General features: G+C 67.1%; 13 protein-coding genes and 1 tRNA gene. 5 read left to right on the top strand and 9 right to left on the bottom strand.

Annotated features, from left to right (window positions below):
• Window positions 1–539 precede the first annotated feature (539 nt).
• Genes AX737_RS38460 through AX737_RS38450 form a run of 3 tightly spaced genes read right to left on the bottom strand, consistent with a single transcriptional unit; the run spans window position 540 to window position 5,190 of the window.
• On the bottom strand, window positions 540–2,789 hold the full coding sequence (locus AX737_RS38460) for a ThiF family adenylyltransferase (protein ID WP_066925975.1): 2,250 nt from the start codon (window positions 2,787–2,789) through the stop codon (window positions 540–542).
• 5 nt (window positions 2,790–2,794) lie between these two features.
• Entirely contained in the window at window positions 2,795–3,922 is a 1,128-nt protein-coding gene (locus AX737_RS38455; RefSeq protein WP_066925972.1) for a hypothetical protein, read from the bottom strand.
• Window positions 3,923–3,945: 23 nt separating this feature from the next.
• Entirely contained in the window at window positions 3,946–5,190 is a 1,245-nt protein-coding gene (locus AX737_RS38450) for a patatin-like phospholipase family protein (protein WP_082773280.1), read from the bottom strand.
• A gap of 149 nt (window positions 5,191–5,339) precedes the next feature.
• Here AX737_RS38450 and AX737_RS38445 point away from each other — a divergent pair, with 149 nt between their 5' ends.
• The 5 genes from AX737_RS38445 to AX737_RS38425 all read left to right on the top strand — a co-directional run bounded on the left by AX737_RS38445 (window position 5,340) and on the right by AX737_RS38425 (window position 8,881).
• Entirely contained in the window at window positions 5,340–5,648 is a 309-nt protein-coding gene (locus AX737_RS38445; protein WP_066925969.1) for a helix-turn-helix transcriptional regulator, read from the top strand.
• Between the two features lie 127 nt (window positions 5,649–5,775).
• The gene (locus AX737_RS38440) at window positions 5,776–6,627 is read left to right on the top strand and encodes an ImmA/IrrE family metallo-endopeptidase (protein ID WP_197430713.1); all 852 of its coding nucleotides are present in this window, start codon (window positions 5,776–5,778) and stop codon (window positions 6,625–6,627) included.
• A gap of 25 nt (window positions 6,628–6,652) precedes the next feature.
• A complete protein-coding gene (locus AX737_RS38435) occupies window positions 6,653–6,988 on the top strand; it encodes a hypothetical protein (protein ID WP_066925963.1) in 336 nt (111 codons plus the stop codon).
• Window positions 6,989–7,042: 54 nt separating this feature from the next.
• Entirely contained in the window at window positions 7,043–8,305 is a 1,263-nt protein-coding gene (locus AX737_RS38430) for a hypothetical protein (protein WP_156453938.1), read from the top strand.
• 438 nt (window positions 8,306–8,743) lie between these two features.
• A complete protein-coding gene (locus AX737_RS38425) occupies window positions 8,744–8,881 on the top strand; it encodes a hypothetical protein (protein ID WP_197430712.1) in 138 nt (45 codons plus the stop codon).
• Between the two features lie 492 nt (window positions 8,882–9,373).
• On the opposite strand, the gene AX737_RS38420 is transcribed toward AX737_RS38425, so the two are convergent.
• The 6 genes from AX737_RS38420 to AX737_RS38395 all read right to left on the bottom strand — a co-directional run.
• Window positions 9,374–9,607 (bottom strand): hypothetical protein, encoded by a 234-nt coding sequence (locus AX737_RS38420; protein ID WP_156453937.1) that lies wholly within the window; start codon window positions 9,605–9,607, stop codon window positions 9,374–9,376.
• A gap of 309 nt (window positions 9,608–9,916) precedes the next feature.
• Window positions 9,917–11,440, bottom strand: coding sequence for a site-specific integrase (locus AX737_RS38415; protein WP_238229922.1), 1,524 nt, complete (start codon window positions 11,438–11,440; stop codon window positions 9,917–9,919).
• A 97-nt stretch (window positions 11,441–11,537) separates the two neighbouring features.
• Window positions 11,538–11,627 (bottom strand) — tRNA-Ser (locus AX737_RS38410).
• A 223-nt stretch (window positions 11,628–11,850) separates the two neighbouring features.
• A complete protein-coding gene (gene htpG, locus AX737_RS38405) occupies window positions 11,851–13,677 on the bottom strand; it encodes a molecular chaperone HtpG (protein ID WP_066925957.1) in 1,827 nt (608 codons plus the stop codon).
• 122 nt (window positions 13,678–13,799) lie between these two features.
• On the bottom strand, window positions 13,800–14,237 hold the full coding sequence (locus tag AX737_RS38400; RefSeq protein WP_066925955.1) for a DUF3429 domain-containing protein: 438 nt from the start codon (window positions 14,235–14,237) through the stop codon (window positions 13,800–13,802).
• Between the two features lie 153 nt (window positions 14,238–14,390).
• A partial coding sequence (locus AX737_RS38395) for a tetratricopeptide repeat protein (protein ID WP_197430711.1) occupies window positions 14,391–15,169 on the bottom strand: 779 nt, incomplete at its 5' end.

The raw sequence follows: 15,169 nt of genomic DNA, 5'->3' as shown, positions 1-15,169 counted from the left end.
GCGGCGCGGGGTCGGCCGCCGCCGTCTCGGCCGAACAGTACGAGCGCGGGCGGCCGGAGTGCGAGCGGGGTCTCGGCGACGCGGGCCGGCAGGCTGGCGCGGTCGGACTTGGCGCGGGCGCTCATCGCAGGTCCCCTGAAACGACGAAGGCCCCCGGGAGGGGGCCTTGCAAGATGCGGGTGGGGTGGCCGGAGCGGGTCCGGTACGGGGGCGGTGCCGCCGGTCGCGGCATGCTCGGTTCGTGTCGTCGGGTCATCAAGCTCTCCTGGCTGCGGACGGGGCGAGCGGCGCGGTCGTGCCAACTCACCGGCCAACACCGTCAGCATGACCGAACCGGCCATGGTTGTCAAGAATATAATCCTAATATATTGGCGCGAACGAGCGTCGTCCTGTGGCCCATACAACCCTGAATGCCGCCGCCGAACGGGGGACAACATCGCCAACGGCTCGTCTCGGGGAGGTCGCGGGCATGGTCCGCGCGGGTACCCGAGCGCGACCAGGCGGATCGTGTTGAAACCGCATCGTGTCTAACAGGCGCTCTACAGTCGCCCGGTCTCGCCGATGAGGACATTGAGCCCGTCGTCGCCGACGATGAAGGACAGAGCCGGCAGGCTCTCCAGCGAAGCGTTCATCGCCGACCGGCAGAGTTGGACGACGTCCGTGGGGCTCGGCGTCAAAGGGTGCTGCGGTGGGTGGGAATGCCATTCGCCGATGTACTGGGTCTGGTCCATGGTCCTGGCCAGCCTGCCGGTCACGTCATCCGAAAGCCCGGCGATGCCGCGCTCGAACCCGGTCGGCGACCCCTTGCTGTCCGGAGGCGCCGGCAGGGGCTCGACGAGGTGCACCTTGCGAGCGAGGCTGTCGACGATGCCGACGGCGGACCCGCCCGTCTCGCTTGGCAAGACCCCGACCCGCATCGCGACCATTTGGGCGTGCGCATCCGCGTCTACGGTGATCTCCCAATCCAGCAGGGGATACCGCGTCACCGGCGCCGTCCTCGGGTTGCTGACGCAGACCCGGCCGTCGAGGTCCACGGACCATACTCGGATCGACGCCCCAGCTTGCCCGAGCGCCTGCGCCAGACCTGTGGCCGCAAGGGAGGATAACAGGGCGATCCGGCTCTCCGGAACGCGGTTGGTGACGGCGCGGCACGCACCGGTGTACGCGAAGCGCTCCCCGACCGCCGTGAGGTGGCGCTCCAGTTCCGGACGCTGGAGCACAGCGCGGTAGTATTGCGCTTCAAGGTCGCGAAGCGTCAGGGATCGATCCTCCGGCTCGACCAACGCCACCACGGCCTCGGCAGACGGATTGAAGAAGACGCTGGCCCGCCTTCCCGGCGCGTCTAGGTCGGCCAGATGGCGGCTGGCCGCAACGGAGGCGGACGCGTCGATAATCACCGACGCCGCCGCGAGCGCCTCCTTGAGCTCGCCATTCCTTTCACCGGGCCGGAGGACGTTGACGTCGATGGATCGCGCCACCGGCGCTTCCGTGGTCGGCCTGAAGATGTAGTTCAGCCGGTTTGCTAGCGCGGAAGCCTTGATATGCCCATTCTCCATCGCGCGAAGCGTGTGGCGCGCTAGGTTGTGGGGAAGCAGCCGGTCGTCATCGACCACGGTCCAATCGAACCGGCCCTCCCGGACAAGGTACTCGGCTACGTGTGACCCGATGGCGCCGGCGCCGACCAACACGACTTTCCGAGCGTCCCGGCCGGTCCCGCCGGCCAGCGTCGCCGCCCAATCGGGATCGAACGCCCGATGCACCTGCGCCATTTGCACCTGGCACGCGACGAGTGCGGCCTCGTCGATGACGCCGGCGGGGATCGCGCGTGCGAAGCCGGACGCGGCCGCGTTTGCATGGGCATGCAGTTGTCCGAGGGCCACCCCGATCTCGCCTAACGACTTCAGCGTGATGAATACGCGTAGGTCGAGGAGCCCCGGCCTATGGCTGCCATCCGGAGCGACGACGGGAAAGGCGACGATGATGGCAAGGACCCCATGGAGCCGTGCTCGGTCCCGTTCCTCCGAACCGGCCCAGGCGCGCATCCGCTTCTTCAAGTCCCCAAGCAGGTCGACCCCTCGTTCGGCGAGAAGCGCACCAAGGGCCGCCACGTTGCGCGGTGCCTTCCTCATGCGGGACATCCGCTCGGGCGGCACGCAGTAGGTGACAGGGATCAGCCGGTTAGCGTCCGCGGTATACGGCATGGAGCCGGCCGGCATGACGGTGAAGAGTTCCGGGTCGTCCGGCGTGGTGCGGAAGCCAACGAGTTCCACGCTCTCGGCGCGCGACAGTACGGAGGCTGGAACAACGATCTTTAGCGGCGAGAGCCCGAAGAAGGGATCGACCGGCTGGTGCGGGTCGTGGAGCTCCCCGCGCGCAGCACGCCGGAACCAGAGTTGGATACGCTGGAGCATCTCGGCCGGCGTCCAGGTGAGGCGCGCTTCGTCCCAGGGCCTGTCGTCGATGCACATCGCGGCCGGAAAGCCGTCCGGCACCAGCTGCTGGTGCTCGGTATCCGGAAAACCATCCCGCAGCATCATGACCATCGGCATGGCCGCCGCTGATCCGAATACGATGCCGATGCGCTCGATGCGCTCGATCTCAACAACGGGTCGCTGTGGCGCGCCCGTCTGGACGTCTGCGACGATCATCTCGTCCCCGCCCGGGTGACGACGGGCCTCGATGACACGGGCGACCTGGACGGCCGAGTCCAGATAGGCCAGCACCGCCTTGGCTTGCGGCGAGGAAAGCCCCCGATCCGGAACGAGGGACCAATCGTCGATCCAGGCCATCGTGCTCAGCCCTGGCGCGCCGTCGACGTGGTCGATGCCGCCGCCACGCTCGGCGCGGCGAGCGCGAGGCCCACGCCATAGCGGCTGATCTCGTAGCGGACGGGCTTGGGCTTACCGACCGCAGGCTCCATCGTGACGATGAAATCGCCCTGCTTTTCGCGAACGACGCGGCGATGGTGGTTGGCGGCCTGGCGATGCGGTGGCTGCTTGTCGGCGTCCTCGACGGTGCCAGGGGTGGGAATGGGCCAACTCGGCGACACGATGGTGCAGCGCTTCCGACCCTGGGTCTCGAACAGCCACTTCACGTTCGGGACAGCCTCCGTCTCGGTCACACCCCGCTCCGGACCTAAGGACTTGTACGAGCAGTGGTGGAACAGCTTCATGAGATCCCACTGCAGCCGGTCGGCGTTGCCGTAACGGCGCGAGATGCTCACGATGTCGGTGAGGGCGAGGTAATCCACGTCCGAACCGAAGAGGGCGTAGGATTCCTCCCCGCCGTCCACGAACGTCGCCTGGAACACGATGCTGTCGCCGTTCCGGTCGACCACAGTGCCTTCGTCCTGCCGCCAAGCGAACGGGCTGTGGACGAAGAACTCCGCCGCCGCCGCGCTCGACTTCTCGTAGCCGGGCACGAGCTTGCCGGCGTCGACGAAGAGGTGCTTTCGGCTCTCGTAGTCGATGCCCTCAGCCGCCATCCAGTCCTTCAGGCGCTCGGCGCGGGAGAAGACGCGGATGCCCTTGCCCTCACGCAGGCGGTGGCGAGCCTCCTGCCGCACGAAGCGTGCGTCTCCCGTGAGGTTCGTCTCGGTGAGCGCGCAGGCAGGGACCCAGAGCTCGTCGATCTTGATGCGGTCATCGCCCTGGTAGGCGGTGGAGTGGCGCAGCCAGAAGAACTCGCCCATGCGCTGGCAGTGGTCGTCGTCCAAGTGCGTGAAGCAGACGACGTCGAATGAGTCGCGGTTCCCCTTGCGCAGGACCTTACGCAGTTCCTCGGCCAGGTCGCAGCGCTGATCCTGCGGGTCGTTCGGGTTACGCTGGTTGCCGTAGTCGATCAACAGCATCTGCTTGTTCGCGAGCTCGATGAGCGCGCCGTCCGCGTTCCCGAGAGGATAGAAGGTGACGTAGGCGGGCATGATGTCTCTCCTTGTTCCGAGGGTCAGAGCCGGGTGTCCGCCGCCGGCTGCCAGCGATGATCTTCGGGAAACAGGTCGGGCGAGTGGTTGGTCAGGACGGTGTCGGCCACCTCGAAACCGTGGCGCGCAACCCGTTCGAAGACTGCCGGGGACATCGCCCGAAGATCCGTGGGATGGCCGAGCGCCGCGCGGACGTCCGCATCTCGAAGGTAGCCATCGTAATCCCTCTCGGGCCGCACGCGCCCGATGCGGATGTCCACGTCGCGCACGGAGACGCCCATTTTGAACAGGGCTCCCCGCAGGGTCCCTCCCTCGACGTCGCGCATGAACATGCGGGAACGCAGAGCGCGGATCTGGTCGGAGGCGATGTCGAACAGTCTCGGACCGGCCAAGCGTCCCTTCAGGATGGCGAAGGGTGATGCGGCCCCGAACGGCGGGACTGGCCCCGAGGCGTCGCTGCAGATCACGAACGCGTCCGGATCGGGCGCCTGCCCCGGCTTGTAGACCGCCTCAAGGCCGAGGTTTTCGTAGGCGCCGCCGTCCCAAAGGCCGATCCGTGTCGTCGGCGGCTGCGTTCGCTTAAGCGGCTTCCGCGTCGCGGGATCGGTTTGGAACCAGCCCTCGGCGGGTAGGTCGAGCCAGAGGGCGCCCAGGACATAGGGCACCGCGGCGGAAGCGGCCGCGGCGTCGGCCAGCCTGACGTCCGGGGCATAATGGCGTCCGAAGACCCAGTCGCCCATCTCGCGAGAGGAGAACCGCCAGTTCTTGCCGCTGTGCAGGGAGGTCGTGTTGATCGACCAGCACGGCGTGGCTGGCAGGTCCATGACGCGACCTTTCACTCCCCATCGCTCGACAAGGAGGTCCGCCACCACGCTCGACCGCGCGGTCAGCAGCCTACGGTTGAAGCGCATCAACCCGGTCCAGCCAATCGCGGGGGCGGAGAACAGATCGACCGTCGTGAGCAGGCGTCGCAGGGCCGGGAAGACGCTGTCGCGATAAGTGGCCGAGCTCGGCCAGCTCAAGCCATTCGCCGACATGGCCGCAGCGACGAGGAGACTGCCGCCCGAGACCGTGGAGACGTGTGTGACCCGCTCCAGCAGGTCGTCGGCAGCCAGCCGGCGAAGCACGCCTGCGTGGAACGCGGCGGCACGGACGCCGCCCCCGGACAACGCAAGTCGGATGGGCAAGCCCTGGTCGGGCGATGCCGTATCCGAAGACGTTGCGCCCAGGGCGTCTTCGGTAGGGGTCGAAGGGGCTTTCGCGTCCATGGCGAGCTCCGGCGACGCTACCTCGTTAGCGTGTTAAAAAGTATGTCTAGACCGAACATGGGTGCGGCCGTATCGCGATGCAAGGCCCAGGTGTTACGCTACGGCGAACTTTTACGATTCTTTTTCGAGCGGCCAGGGAGACGGCGGCGGTGGCGACCTTCGGTGAGAAGATCAAGGAGCTCCGGAAGAAGGCCGGGCTGACCCTGGATCAGCTCGGCGAGATGACCGGCTCCAGCAAGTCGTACGTGTGGGAGTTGGAGAACAAGAACCCGCCGCGCCCCTCAGCCGACAAGATCGACAGGATCGCCAAGGCGCTCGGGGTGACCTCTGATTACCTTATGGACGAGCGGGCCGACCTCGCCACAGCAGAGGACGAGGCCTTCTTCCGGAAGTACAAGGGCCTGGACCCGAGCGTGAAGGAGCAGATCCGGCGCATCACCGAGACGTTCAAGAAGTAGCGCAGTGCCAACCCGACGTTGCGCCGATCCAGGAGCCCTGAGACGCTGTGCTTGAAATCGAATCGGGTCAGCAATGGCAGCGCCGGCGCACAGGTCCCCCGCAAGGTGGGCGAACCAACTCACGCAGATGCTGGACCTTGTCAAAGGCATCGACGCGGCTGACCGCTATCCCGTCGACGTCGAGGCGCTCATCATCGACTACTCTCGCAACGTCTGGCCGGGCGACCCCGTGCTGGAGATCGTGAGCGAGGAGCTTGAAGGGTTCGAGGGCGCCCTGGTCCCCGTGCGGGAGAAGGGTGGCTGGCTGATCATCAGCAACTCGGCGGCCAGGGATGGTCGTCGCCGCTTCACCGTCGCGCATGAGGTCGGCCACTATCTGCTTCACCGCCATCTTCTCCCGCCCGACGGCATTCGGTGCAAGGCGGACAGTGTCGGTCGGGCAGCCGGCCAGGACATTGAGAAGGAGGCCGACGAGTTCGCGGCCACGCTGCTGATGCCGTCCCACGACCTCCGGCGGCAGATCGACCCCAAGGCGAAGCCTACCTTAGACGAGCTTGGCGCGCTCGCCGACCGGTACGGCGTATCCCTGACCGCGGCCGTCCTACGGTGGTTAAGGCACACGGAGCGGCGGTCGGTGATGGTCGTCTCGACCGAAGGGTTCGCGCTATGGGGTCGATCAAGCGAGGCCGCCTTCAAGACGGGCCGATACTTCAAGACCTCGGGCGAACCGCTCGAAATCCCGGCTACGTCGGGCGCCGCACAGCCGCACCTCGTCGACGAGTGCCGTGCTGGCATCGCTCATCCCGCCGGGGTGTGGTTCGACGAGGAGGTCGAAGAATTCACCGTCCATGCCGCGGCGTTCGATCAGGCAATCACGCTTCTGCATCTCGGAGAGGCGCGACCGCGATGGTCGATGCCTGTCGAGGAGGTCGAACCCGACGTCGTGGACCGATTCGCGTCGCTGAAGCGCATCCGCTGACCTGTCGGCCCTTTCGACCTTGCGGATGAGCGATTTCAAGATGTTCGTCACCCTCGCTCACGAACTCGGACACATCTTTTGCGGCCATATGGGAGGCTGCGAGGCCGGCAGCTCCAAGGTCGAGAGCGGATGGCCTTCGCGGAAAGGTCTGGGCAACGACGAGAGGGAGGTAGAGGGGGAGGCGGTGGCGTACCTTGTCTCGGCACGGGCGGGCCTGAAGCCGGCCTCGGCCGAGTATCTGAGGGCCTATGCTTTGTCGGCGGATCTGACCCGGATTGACATGAACGTCGTCGTGCGTGCCGCCGCCCGGATCGAGCGTCTGGCTGGTATGTCCCATGGCATGGTGCGGTTCGCAGATTGACGGGCTTGAACCGGACCGACACCTTGAACCGACGAATGGGGCAGGCAAGCTTCTATGAGCGGCGCCAAGACACTGACGGTTGGCGAAATTCGACTGATCAAGCGGATGCTCGCGCTGAATCCACCGTTGAACAATCAGCAGATCCTCGCACACTTCACTAGGCCCGGCCGAGACATCAATCACCGTGTCATCGCCCAGATCAAGGGCGGCAGTCACTCTAACCTAGCCCCAGCAACTCTTGCCGAGGCTCACGCCTACATGGCAGCGGCGGGAACGATCATTCGCCCATCACCAGATAAATTCGTGCAGGGAGGCGTACAGGGCACCGCGTTCGAGCTAATCCTCGACTGGTGGCCGGTCGGACAAGGGCTCTTCGCGACAGGCATCATCCGCAGATTCGGCCGCGGCAGCTCAATCGGATGGGTATTCGACTGCGGCACGACGTCGACAAAGTCACTGCTCGACGACGCGATCATGTTCTACGGCGACCGACGCGACCATTGCGGCCCTGATCGGCTGAATCTGGTTACGATTTCCCATTTCGACAGAGATCACATCAGCGGCTTCGTTGCGCTGCTGAGGGGTCAAGTCGTCGAGCTAGTGCTGTTGCCTTACGTACCTCTCTGGCAAAGGCTCATGATCGCCATCGAGAACAGGATAGGCGCAACGGACGAGATTTTCGGCTTCTTCGTAGATCCCGCAGGGTTCCTCTCCGGACTTGAAGGTAGCGAGATACAACGCGTGGTGTTCGTTCCATCGGTGGACGGCGAAGGACCGAAGCCGCAGCCACCTGACGCGCCTATCGATGGCCCCGTCGACGTCGGCGACGGGAACCTCAAACCCGAGCTTGGGCAGCCGCCCGATGAAGTCTCGGACGACCTAGGCCTGACCGCCGGGTCGGACCCTCGCGTAAGCTTTCTCGCGGAGGCGGGGAGGATCGTCGTTCCGACCTTCTGGGAGTTCGTGCCCTACAACGACGCTCGAATGCTACCGCGCGTCACATCAGCGTTCCTGAGCAAGGTCGCGCCAATCCTTGACCGATTTCGCACTGACCACGCCAATCGGGTGACGGCGCTCGACGACCTAAAAGCTGCCTACGATCAAAATTTCGGGTCATTTTCGAGGCCGCGCAACCTCATATCGCTTTCGTTGTACTCGGGTCCCCTGGGCGTTCGTCAAAGCTGTCTACGGTTTGGACGTCTCATCCTGTTGGCCTTAGGGACGAGGCAAACCGATTTTCCCAACTGCACACTGGGGATATGTTTCTCGACAGTCCCCAGAGATGTGACGGCTTTTTGCAGTTCTTCGGCGACGTGAGGATCTGCCGAACGGCTATTTTCCAGGTCATGCACCATGGATCGCGTAAGAACTGGCAGCCCGACTTCGCTGAGAAGATTTCGCCCGCGGCAAGCCTGTTCAGTTCCGATCCGGGGCACAAGAGGTTCAGGCACCCGCACGCTCCCGTGCTTCGGGATTTCTGGCCGTACCATCCGGTCCAAATCGATAGGCAATCGGCCTTCCACCTGGTCGCCGACCTGATGGTTCAGTCAGGTAGGTAACGTCTGTCGGCCCTCGGGATAGACGAGTAGCGCGCCTTCGAAAGTAGCGCGTCGGCCGAAGCTGTCGGGAATGCCGCTACGGGAACGGCACCCTTCCTCAACCATCTCCGGCAGTTTCGATGCGCAACCCGTTGCCCACGCCTTGGCAAACCACCTCCCCATCCTGGCGTTCTCGATCAGGACGGAAGGGATGGCCATGACCGAGAAGAAGGGCCACGGAAGCGAGACCGCCAAAAAATCGAACGCCAAGGCCGCCAAGGAGGGCAAGTCGAACCCGCGTTCGTCGTCGGCCGCCCAGGCCGAGCTCGGCAAGGAGGGCGGCAAGAGCAAGTGACGTGGCCGCTCATGTGGGCCGACAGGTGTATCCCGTCACGCCGGATGGACGCTACTTCGTCGTTCGCGGCCGGCTCTGGCGGATGACGAACCCTTTGCTGCCGGAGGCGCGCCGGCAGGGGCTCGTCCGTGAGCTCATGGCGGCCAGGCGGGCGGTCAGGAATGCCAGGAATGCTCGCGATGAAGATGCCTCGTCGGTGGCACGCGCAAGCGTGGACAAGGCCAAGACCGCCCTCGGCGAGCGGGGGCCGCCATAGTGGAACGGCGGGTCTCCCGACCTCAACCGACACATGGTCGCCAACACCCCTTATGCGGGGGGTTCGCCTCAAGGACGGAGGATAGCTGATCATCGCGAAATGTGGCACGACATGCTGATGTTGTGGCCGCCGCTGTCAGGCGTGCTACCGTCTCTGAGACGGATATCCGAACCGGCGAACGAAGGATCTTCATCGGATGAATAAGAAATTTACGTCGGAATGGCTAGGTCTGAATATTAGATCTCAACTCTTTCCAAACGCGCAATAGCATCCGCGCGAGCTTTTAGCGAGACGCTGCCGTAACATTCGCCGACGCTCTTGGCAGACCAGCCGCAGATCGCGTCGATCACGTTGCCCGCCACGCCCGCGTCGGTGGCTATCGTGCGAAAGCGGTGCCGCCAGCTGTGATTCGGGCTTACCCCTGGATCGTCGATGTGCTCGCGCGCAGCTTCGCTCAGGCGGTTCTCCACCCCCCTGCAGCGGTCCCGCGATGCCGACCTCCGCGGTCCGGCACGAGAAATAAGCGTTCGTCGCGTAAGCCCACGACGGATGCCGGGAAGCCCATCTCGACGAGTTGTGGGTGCAGAGGTACCTCACGACCTTGCTTCGTCTTCACCTTACCCGCTTCCGGGTTGATCCAGAGCACCCATACGCCGCCGAATCGGCCCTCGTCCTCGACCCAGCGCGGGGCTCGGCGGCGGCCCCACGGAAGCTCCCCTAAGGGCACCCATGAGCGCCAGTGCTCGATGATCACGTCACGACGTTAGGTCTGTTCACGATCATGGCCCTGACGGAATTTTCTCAAGCTCACGCTTCATCGCCCTGACGTCGTACTCGCCGTATTGATCACCGACGGAGCGATGCGCGTGACCGGTGATAGCATCGGTCACATCGCCAGCGAGGCCGTGGTTGCGCGCGAGCGTCTTAAACCGGTGCCGCCAGGAATGATTCGGTGCAAGCCGTGTGTCGGTTAGCCCTAGGCTGCGCACCCATCGCCCAAGGATTTTCGTACCGTTGCCGCCGCGCTTGCCGAACTTGTCCGGTGGCAGGTCGGGAAACAGCGGACCTCCCCCGCGCCCACGTACATAGTTGAGGAGGCCTGCGGCGATGAGCGCGGAGTGCAAGGGCACGGTGCGCTCCGAACCGACGTTCTTGAGCGAGCCGGCCTCGGCATCGAAGCGCATCACCGCGACGCCGTCGACCTCGCTGAAATCCTCCACGCGTAATTGGCAGACCTCCGACAGCCGAGCGCCCGAGTATGCGCACACCAGCGGCACCCACCGCTTGACCGGGTCGCGCTCGCCCGCCGCTGCCGCGAGGATCTGAGCCGCCTCGGCGTCCTTGAAGCCGCGCTTGCCCTGGCCCGGCTTCTGCTTGACGCTGATGGTGATGCGCTCGGCTGGGTTCTCGGGAAGCCGTCTGTTATCGACACCCCAGCGCAGCACCGCCCGCACCGGCGCCAAACGGCTCTCACGGATAGTTTTGGCGGATAGTCCCGATGCCACGAGGCTGTCCTTCCAGGCGACGAGCTTGTCGGCTGTGACCCGCGTGGCATCGTCGTCGCCGAGGAACGCGGCGAGTTGCTGCATGACCCGCGTCCAGTCGTAGACCGTCTTCTCCACCGGCTTGCGCTCGGCAGCCCACCCCTTCACCAAGTCGTCGAATAGGACCTTTGCCGTCGGCGCCGGGCGCGGCGCGGGCGCTCGACCCGCGAACGGTGCACGCTCAGGCAGCGTCTCCGCCACGTCGCCGAGCGTGTGCCGTTCGAGGGCCAGACTCGCGCGCTGGATGGCCGCAGAGACCGCCTGAGCCAGCGTGCGACGCCCGTCGGCGTCGAGCTGCAAGCCCTTTTTTGCGATCAGGAAGTCGGCCTGCTTGAGGCACCACGCCTCCATGTCGTCCTCGCCCCTGTCGGCGTAGGCGCCGTGCAGAACCTGGTGGACGACGTCGGGATGGCCCCACAGCCCGACACGGCGGGGCTGCCACAGGCGCGCGAAAAGGTCGGTGCGCCAGAGATTCTGACTCGGGTTGTCGCGGTGCAGGGCGATCCAACGGTCATGGGCCGGGGCGGCTAGTTCGTGCGCCTCGCGCTCGCTCAGCTCCTGCGGGCCAGATGCGAGCGTCGCCCAGCGTGCCTCGATCTCGCGGATCGCATCAGCGAATCGGGCGCGGGCGACCTCGGGATCCTTCGTGCGAAGGCTGAGCTTCTCGATGGCTCGGCCGACAAGCGGCTGCAGCTGAGCAGGGACGGCCTTGCGGACGTAGTAGATGCCGCTGTCGGGATGCTTCCAGGGACGTGCCATCGGTAAGGGCATATGTACCACCCGAATGTACCAGTCGGGCCGTACGAACACGTTGCGTATCAGCAACTTACCGTGACGATTGAGCTTTTAGCAAGACTGGCGGAGAGGGGGGGATTCGAACCCCCGATGGGCTTGCACCCATGCCGCATTTCGAGTGCGGTGCATTCAACCGCTCTGCCACCTCTCCAACGACGCCGTCGGCGCTTCAGCACCCTGGCGTCGCATCGATGAACCGGCCCGCGGGATCGCCCGCGCGCTGGCGGGCTACGGCCGGTGTCTCGATGTCGGGGCTATAGCGAAGCGTCGGCGGTGTGGCAAGCCGGTCCGGCGCCGCTTCGGGTTCGGAAAGCGGCCATCCCCGGCAAGTCCCAGATGCCAGTTGATCCGGGCCAGCCGCAGGACCGCTCGGATCAGGCTCCCCGCTCCGCGGCGAGCGCGGCGGTGATCGTCCGGGCGAAGGCCACGGGATCGCGTGGAATGTCCCCATCCTGGATTCGCGCCAGATCGAGGAGGGTGCCCGCGGCCGCAGGCACGGCCTCGGCCTCGCCCTCGGCGAGCGCGCGGATCAGGGGATGGCGCGGGTTGATCTCCAGAACCGCCTGGCCGCCGCCGCGGCCGGCGCGGCGCAGGAGGCGCTGCATCTGCAGGTCCGGGCCGCTGCCGGCCGAGAGCACGACCGCGCTGTCGACCAGACGGTCGGTGGTGCGCACGTCCGCGACGTCGCTCCCCAGAGCCGCCTTGATCGCCGCCACGAGCACGTCGATCCCGGCGGGCGCCGCCTCGGCCTCACCCGCGGCGGGGAACTTCGAGAGGTCGAGGCCGCCCTGCGTGACGGATTGCAGCGGCTTGTCGGCGAAGCGCGCGAGCGCCTCGGGCCAGAAGGCGTCGACATGGTCGGACAGGAGAAGCACCTCCAGCCCGCGAGCCCGGAAGCCCTCGAGCTGGGGCGAGGATCCGAGTGCCTCGGCGTCGTCGGCGACGAGGTAGTAGATCGCCTCCTGGCCGTCCTTCATGCGGGCGACGTAGTCGGGCAGGCTCGTCCAGCCTTCGACGGCCGAGGAGCGGAAGCGCAGCAGCGGCGCGATCTCCTCGCGGCGCTCGTGGTCCTCGTAGATGCCTTCCTTCAGGACGGGGCCGAAATTCTCCCAGAAGCTCTGGTACTCCGCTCCATCCTTCGCGCGGGTCGCGAGTTCTGAGAGGACGCGGCCGGTGACGGCGCGCCGGATGCGGGCCAGCGCCGGCGTCGATTGCAGCATCTCGCGCGAGACGTTGAGGGGCAGGTCCTCGGTGTCGACCACGCCCTGGACGAAGCGCAGCCAGGGCGGCAGCAACTCCGCCTCGTCGGTGATGAACATGCGGCGCACGTGCAGCCGCACCTTGCTCTGCCGCTCGTTCTCCAGCGCCTGGAAGGGCTTCATGCCGGGCACGAAGAGCAGCGCCGAGAACTCGAGCTGTCCCTCCGCCCGCCAGTGCAGGGTCGCCCAGGGCTTGTCGAAGTTCATGCCGACGGAGCGGTAGAACGCCTCGTACTGCTCGGGCGTGACCTCGCTCCGCGGCTTGCGCCACAGGGCGGTGCCCTGGTTGGCCGCCTCGTCGCGCCCGTCCTGGACGATCGCGATCGGCACGGTGATGAAATCGGCCCATTTCCGCACGAGGTGATCGAGCCGGTAGGGCTCTAGGTACTCGTCCGCGTCGGCCTTGAGGTGGAGCACGATGTCGGTGCCGGGCTCAGGTCTCTCGGCGCGCTCCAGCGTGTAGCTGCCCTGGCCCTCGGACGCCCAGGTCCAGGCCTCCTCCGCGCCCGCGCGGCGCGACGTGACGGTGACGCGGTCGGCCACCATGAAGGCGGAGTAGAAGCCGACGCCGAACTGGCCGATCAGGCTCGGCCGGTCCTCGGCCCGGGCGCTCTCCAGCGTCTGCGAGAAGGCCCGCGTGCCCGAGCGCGCGATGGTGCCGAGGTTCTGCGCCAGGTCCTCGCGGGTCATGCCGATGCCGGCATCCGAGACGGTGAGCGTGCGCGCCGTCTTGTCGGGGGCGATGCGCACCTTCGCGTCGGGCGGCAGGGCGCTGGCGGCCGAGGTCAGGGCCTCGAAGCGGCGCCGGTCCATCGCGTCGGCGGCGTTGGCCACCAGCTCGCGCAGGAAGATCTCGCGGTCGGAGTAGAGGGCGTGCACCACGAGGTCGAGCAGGCGCCCGACCTCGGCACCGAATTCGTGTCGCTCCACCGTCTCGCTCACCGCAGCGCCTCCATCGCGACCGAGCCGGACCGGCCCGAAAAAACGCGGAGGCGATATGCGGTCGCGCGCGGGCGAATGCAACGGGCCCGGCGGGCGGGCGGCACGGATCGGCGAAGGATCGCTCAGGCGGCCACGAGGAGCGCCGCGCCGGCGACGCCCGAGAGGACCAGCCGCAGCCGCCCGAGCCAGCGCGGAACGATACCGCGCCGGGGCATGTCCTGATCGACCAGGCCCCAGGCCAGGACGAGGACGCCGAGGATGCGCAGGTCCCAGGGGGCGGGGGCGGCGAGCGCCGCCCAGGCGACCAGCGAGGGCACGATCGCCAGCAGGTAGTCGCCGCTGCCGGCGTTGCGCGCGGCGGCCGCGCCCCAGCGGATCCCGCCGAGGAAGGAGGCGATGACCGCGCCGTAGGCCGAGAGGATCGTGCGCGGGCTCAGGCCCAGCGTGCCGAGCCCGCCGTCGTTGCCCGCGACCGACAGGGCGGCGAAGCCGAGGAAGGGGATCAGCCCGGCCACGCCGAGGATGACAGCCCCCATCGGGACCGGATTCAGGCGCGCCATTCACCCTCCGCTCGGCCGCCGTCCGCGGACCGGCGGGGCCGCGGCAAGATCGCGGCCGACATGGCCGCGACGGGACCGTGCGGCGCGAGCCGCACGGCCAAGCGTTATACGGATGCCGCCGGGAGGGGTTCCCGCATGCGGCGACCCGCCCCGTCAGACACCGCGGGCGCGCGAGGCCGGGGTGAAGGCGGGCGCGCTGGGCGCGGGCGCGCCGAGCAGCGTCATCGCCCCGCCCCCCTCCGGCGCCTGCGGCGGCTCGTTCACCACCGGATCGAGCTTGCGCGGCTTGAAGGTGGCCGCCAGCGTCTTGGCGCTGGCGAGATCGGCCGGGCCGAGCTTGTTGGCGACGTCGTCGCGCTTGCGCCCCGCGTCCTCGTCGCCCTGCGCGGCGGCGGCCGAGAACCAGACGTAGGACTGCACCAGATCCTGGCCGAGCCCGAGGCCGCGGGCGTAGAGCACGCCAAGGTTGTACTGGCTGTCGCGCAGGCCGTACTCGGCGCCCTGCCTGAACCACGAGGCCGCCGAGGCGTAGTCCGGCTTGCCGTTGGCGCCCGGGCTCTCGGCGTAGATCACCGCAAGGTTGTGCATGGAGCGGGCATGGCCCTGCTCGGCCGCGCGGCCGTACCAGAGCTTGGCCTGGGCGAGGTCGCGCACCACGCCCGAGCCCTTCTCGTAGTGGCCGCCGAGCTTGTACTGGGCCGGGGCGTAGCCGGCGGAGGCCAGCTTCTCGAACAGCTTGGCGGCGAGCGCGAGGTCGCGAGTCAGGCCGCGGCCGTCCGCGGCGCGCGCGGCGAGTTCCCACGCGGCCGCGCCGTCGCCGTCGAGGACCGCCTGGCGCAGCTTGGCGAGGCCGGCGGGCAGGCCCGAGAGGTCGCCCGAGAGGCTGACGGCCGCCGAGATCCGGGGCGGTCCGGAGCGGGCGCGGCCGGGGG

Source organism: Methylobacterium sp. CCH5-D2 (genome assembly GCF_001556475.1).
Classification (GTDB): Bacteria; Pseudomonadota; Alphaproteobacteria; order Rhizobiales; family Beijerinckiaceae; genus Methylobacterium; species Methylobacterium hispanicum.
This window is presented reverse-complemented; position numbering and strand designations above follow the sequence as displayed.

Excerpts from the sequence above, each read along its gene's own strand:
- AX737_RS38460 (WP_066925975.1), bottom strand. The coding sequence starts at position 2,789 with ATGGCCTGGATCGACGATTGGTCCCTCGTTCCGGATCGGGGGCTTTCC.
- AX737_RS38455 (WP_066925972.1), bottom strand. The coding sequence starts at position 3,922 with ATGCCCGCCTACGTCACCTTCTATCCTCTCGGGAACGCGGACGGCGCG.
- AX737_RS38450 (WP_082773280.1), bottom strand. The coding sequence starts at position 5,190 with ATGGACGCGAAAGCCCCTTCGACCCCTACCGAAGACGCCCTGGGCGCA.
- AX737_RS38440 (WP_197430713.1), top strand. The coding sequence starts at position 5,776 with ATGCTGGACCTTGTCAAAGGCATCGACGCGGCTGACCGCTATCCCGTC.
- AX737_RS38435 (WP_066925963.1), top strand. The coding sequence starts at position 6,653 with ATGAGCGATTTCAAGATGTTCGTCACCCTCGCTCACGAACTCGGACAC.
- AX737_RS38430 (WP_156453938.1), top strand. The coding sequence starts at position 7,043 with ATGAGCGGCGCCAAGACACTGACGGTTGGCGAAATTCGACTGATCAAG.
- AX737_RS38425 (WP_197430712.1), top strand. The coding sequence starts at position 8,744 with ATGACCGAGAAGAAGGGCCACGGAAGCGAGACCGCCAAAAAATCGAAC.
- AX737_RS38415 (WP_238229922.1), bottom strand. The coding sequence starts at position 11,440 with ATGGCACGTCCCTGGAAGCATCCCGACAGCGGCATCTACTACGTCCGC.
- AX737_RS38400 (WP_066925955.1), bottom strand. The coding sequence starts at position 14,237 with ATGGCGCGCCTGAATCCGGTCCCGATGGGGGCTGTCATCCTCGGCGTG.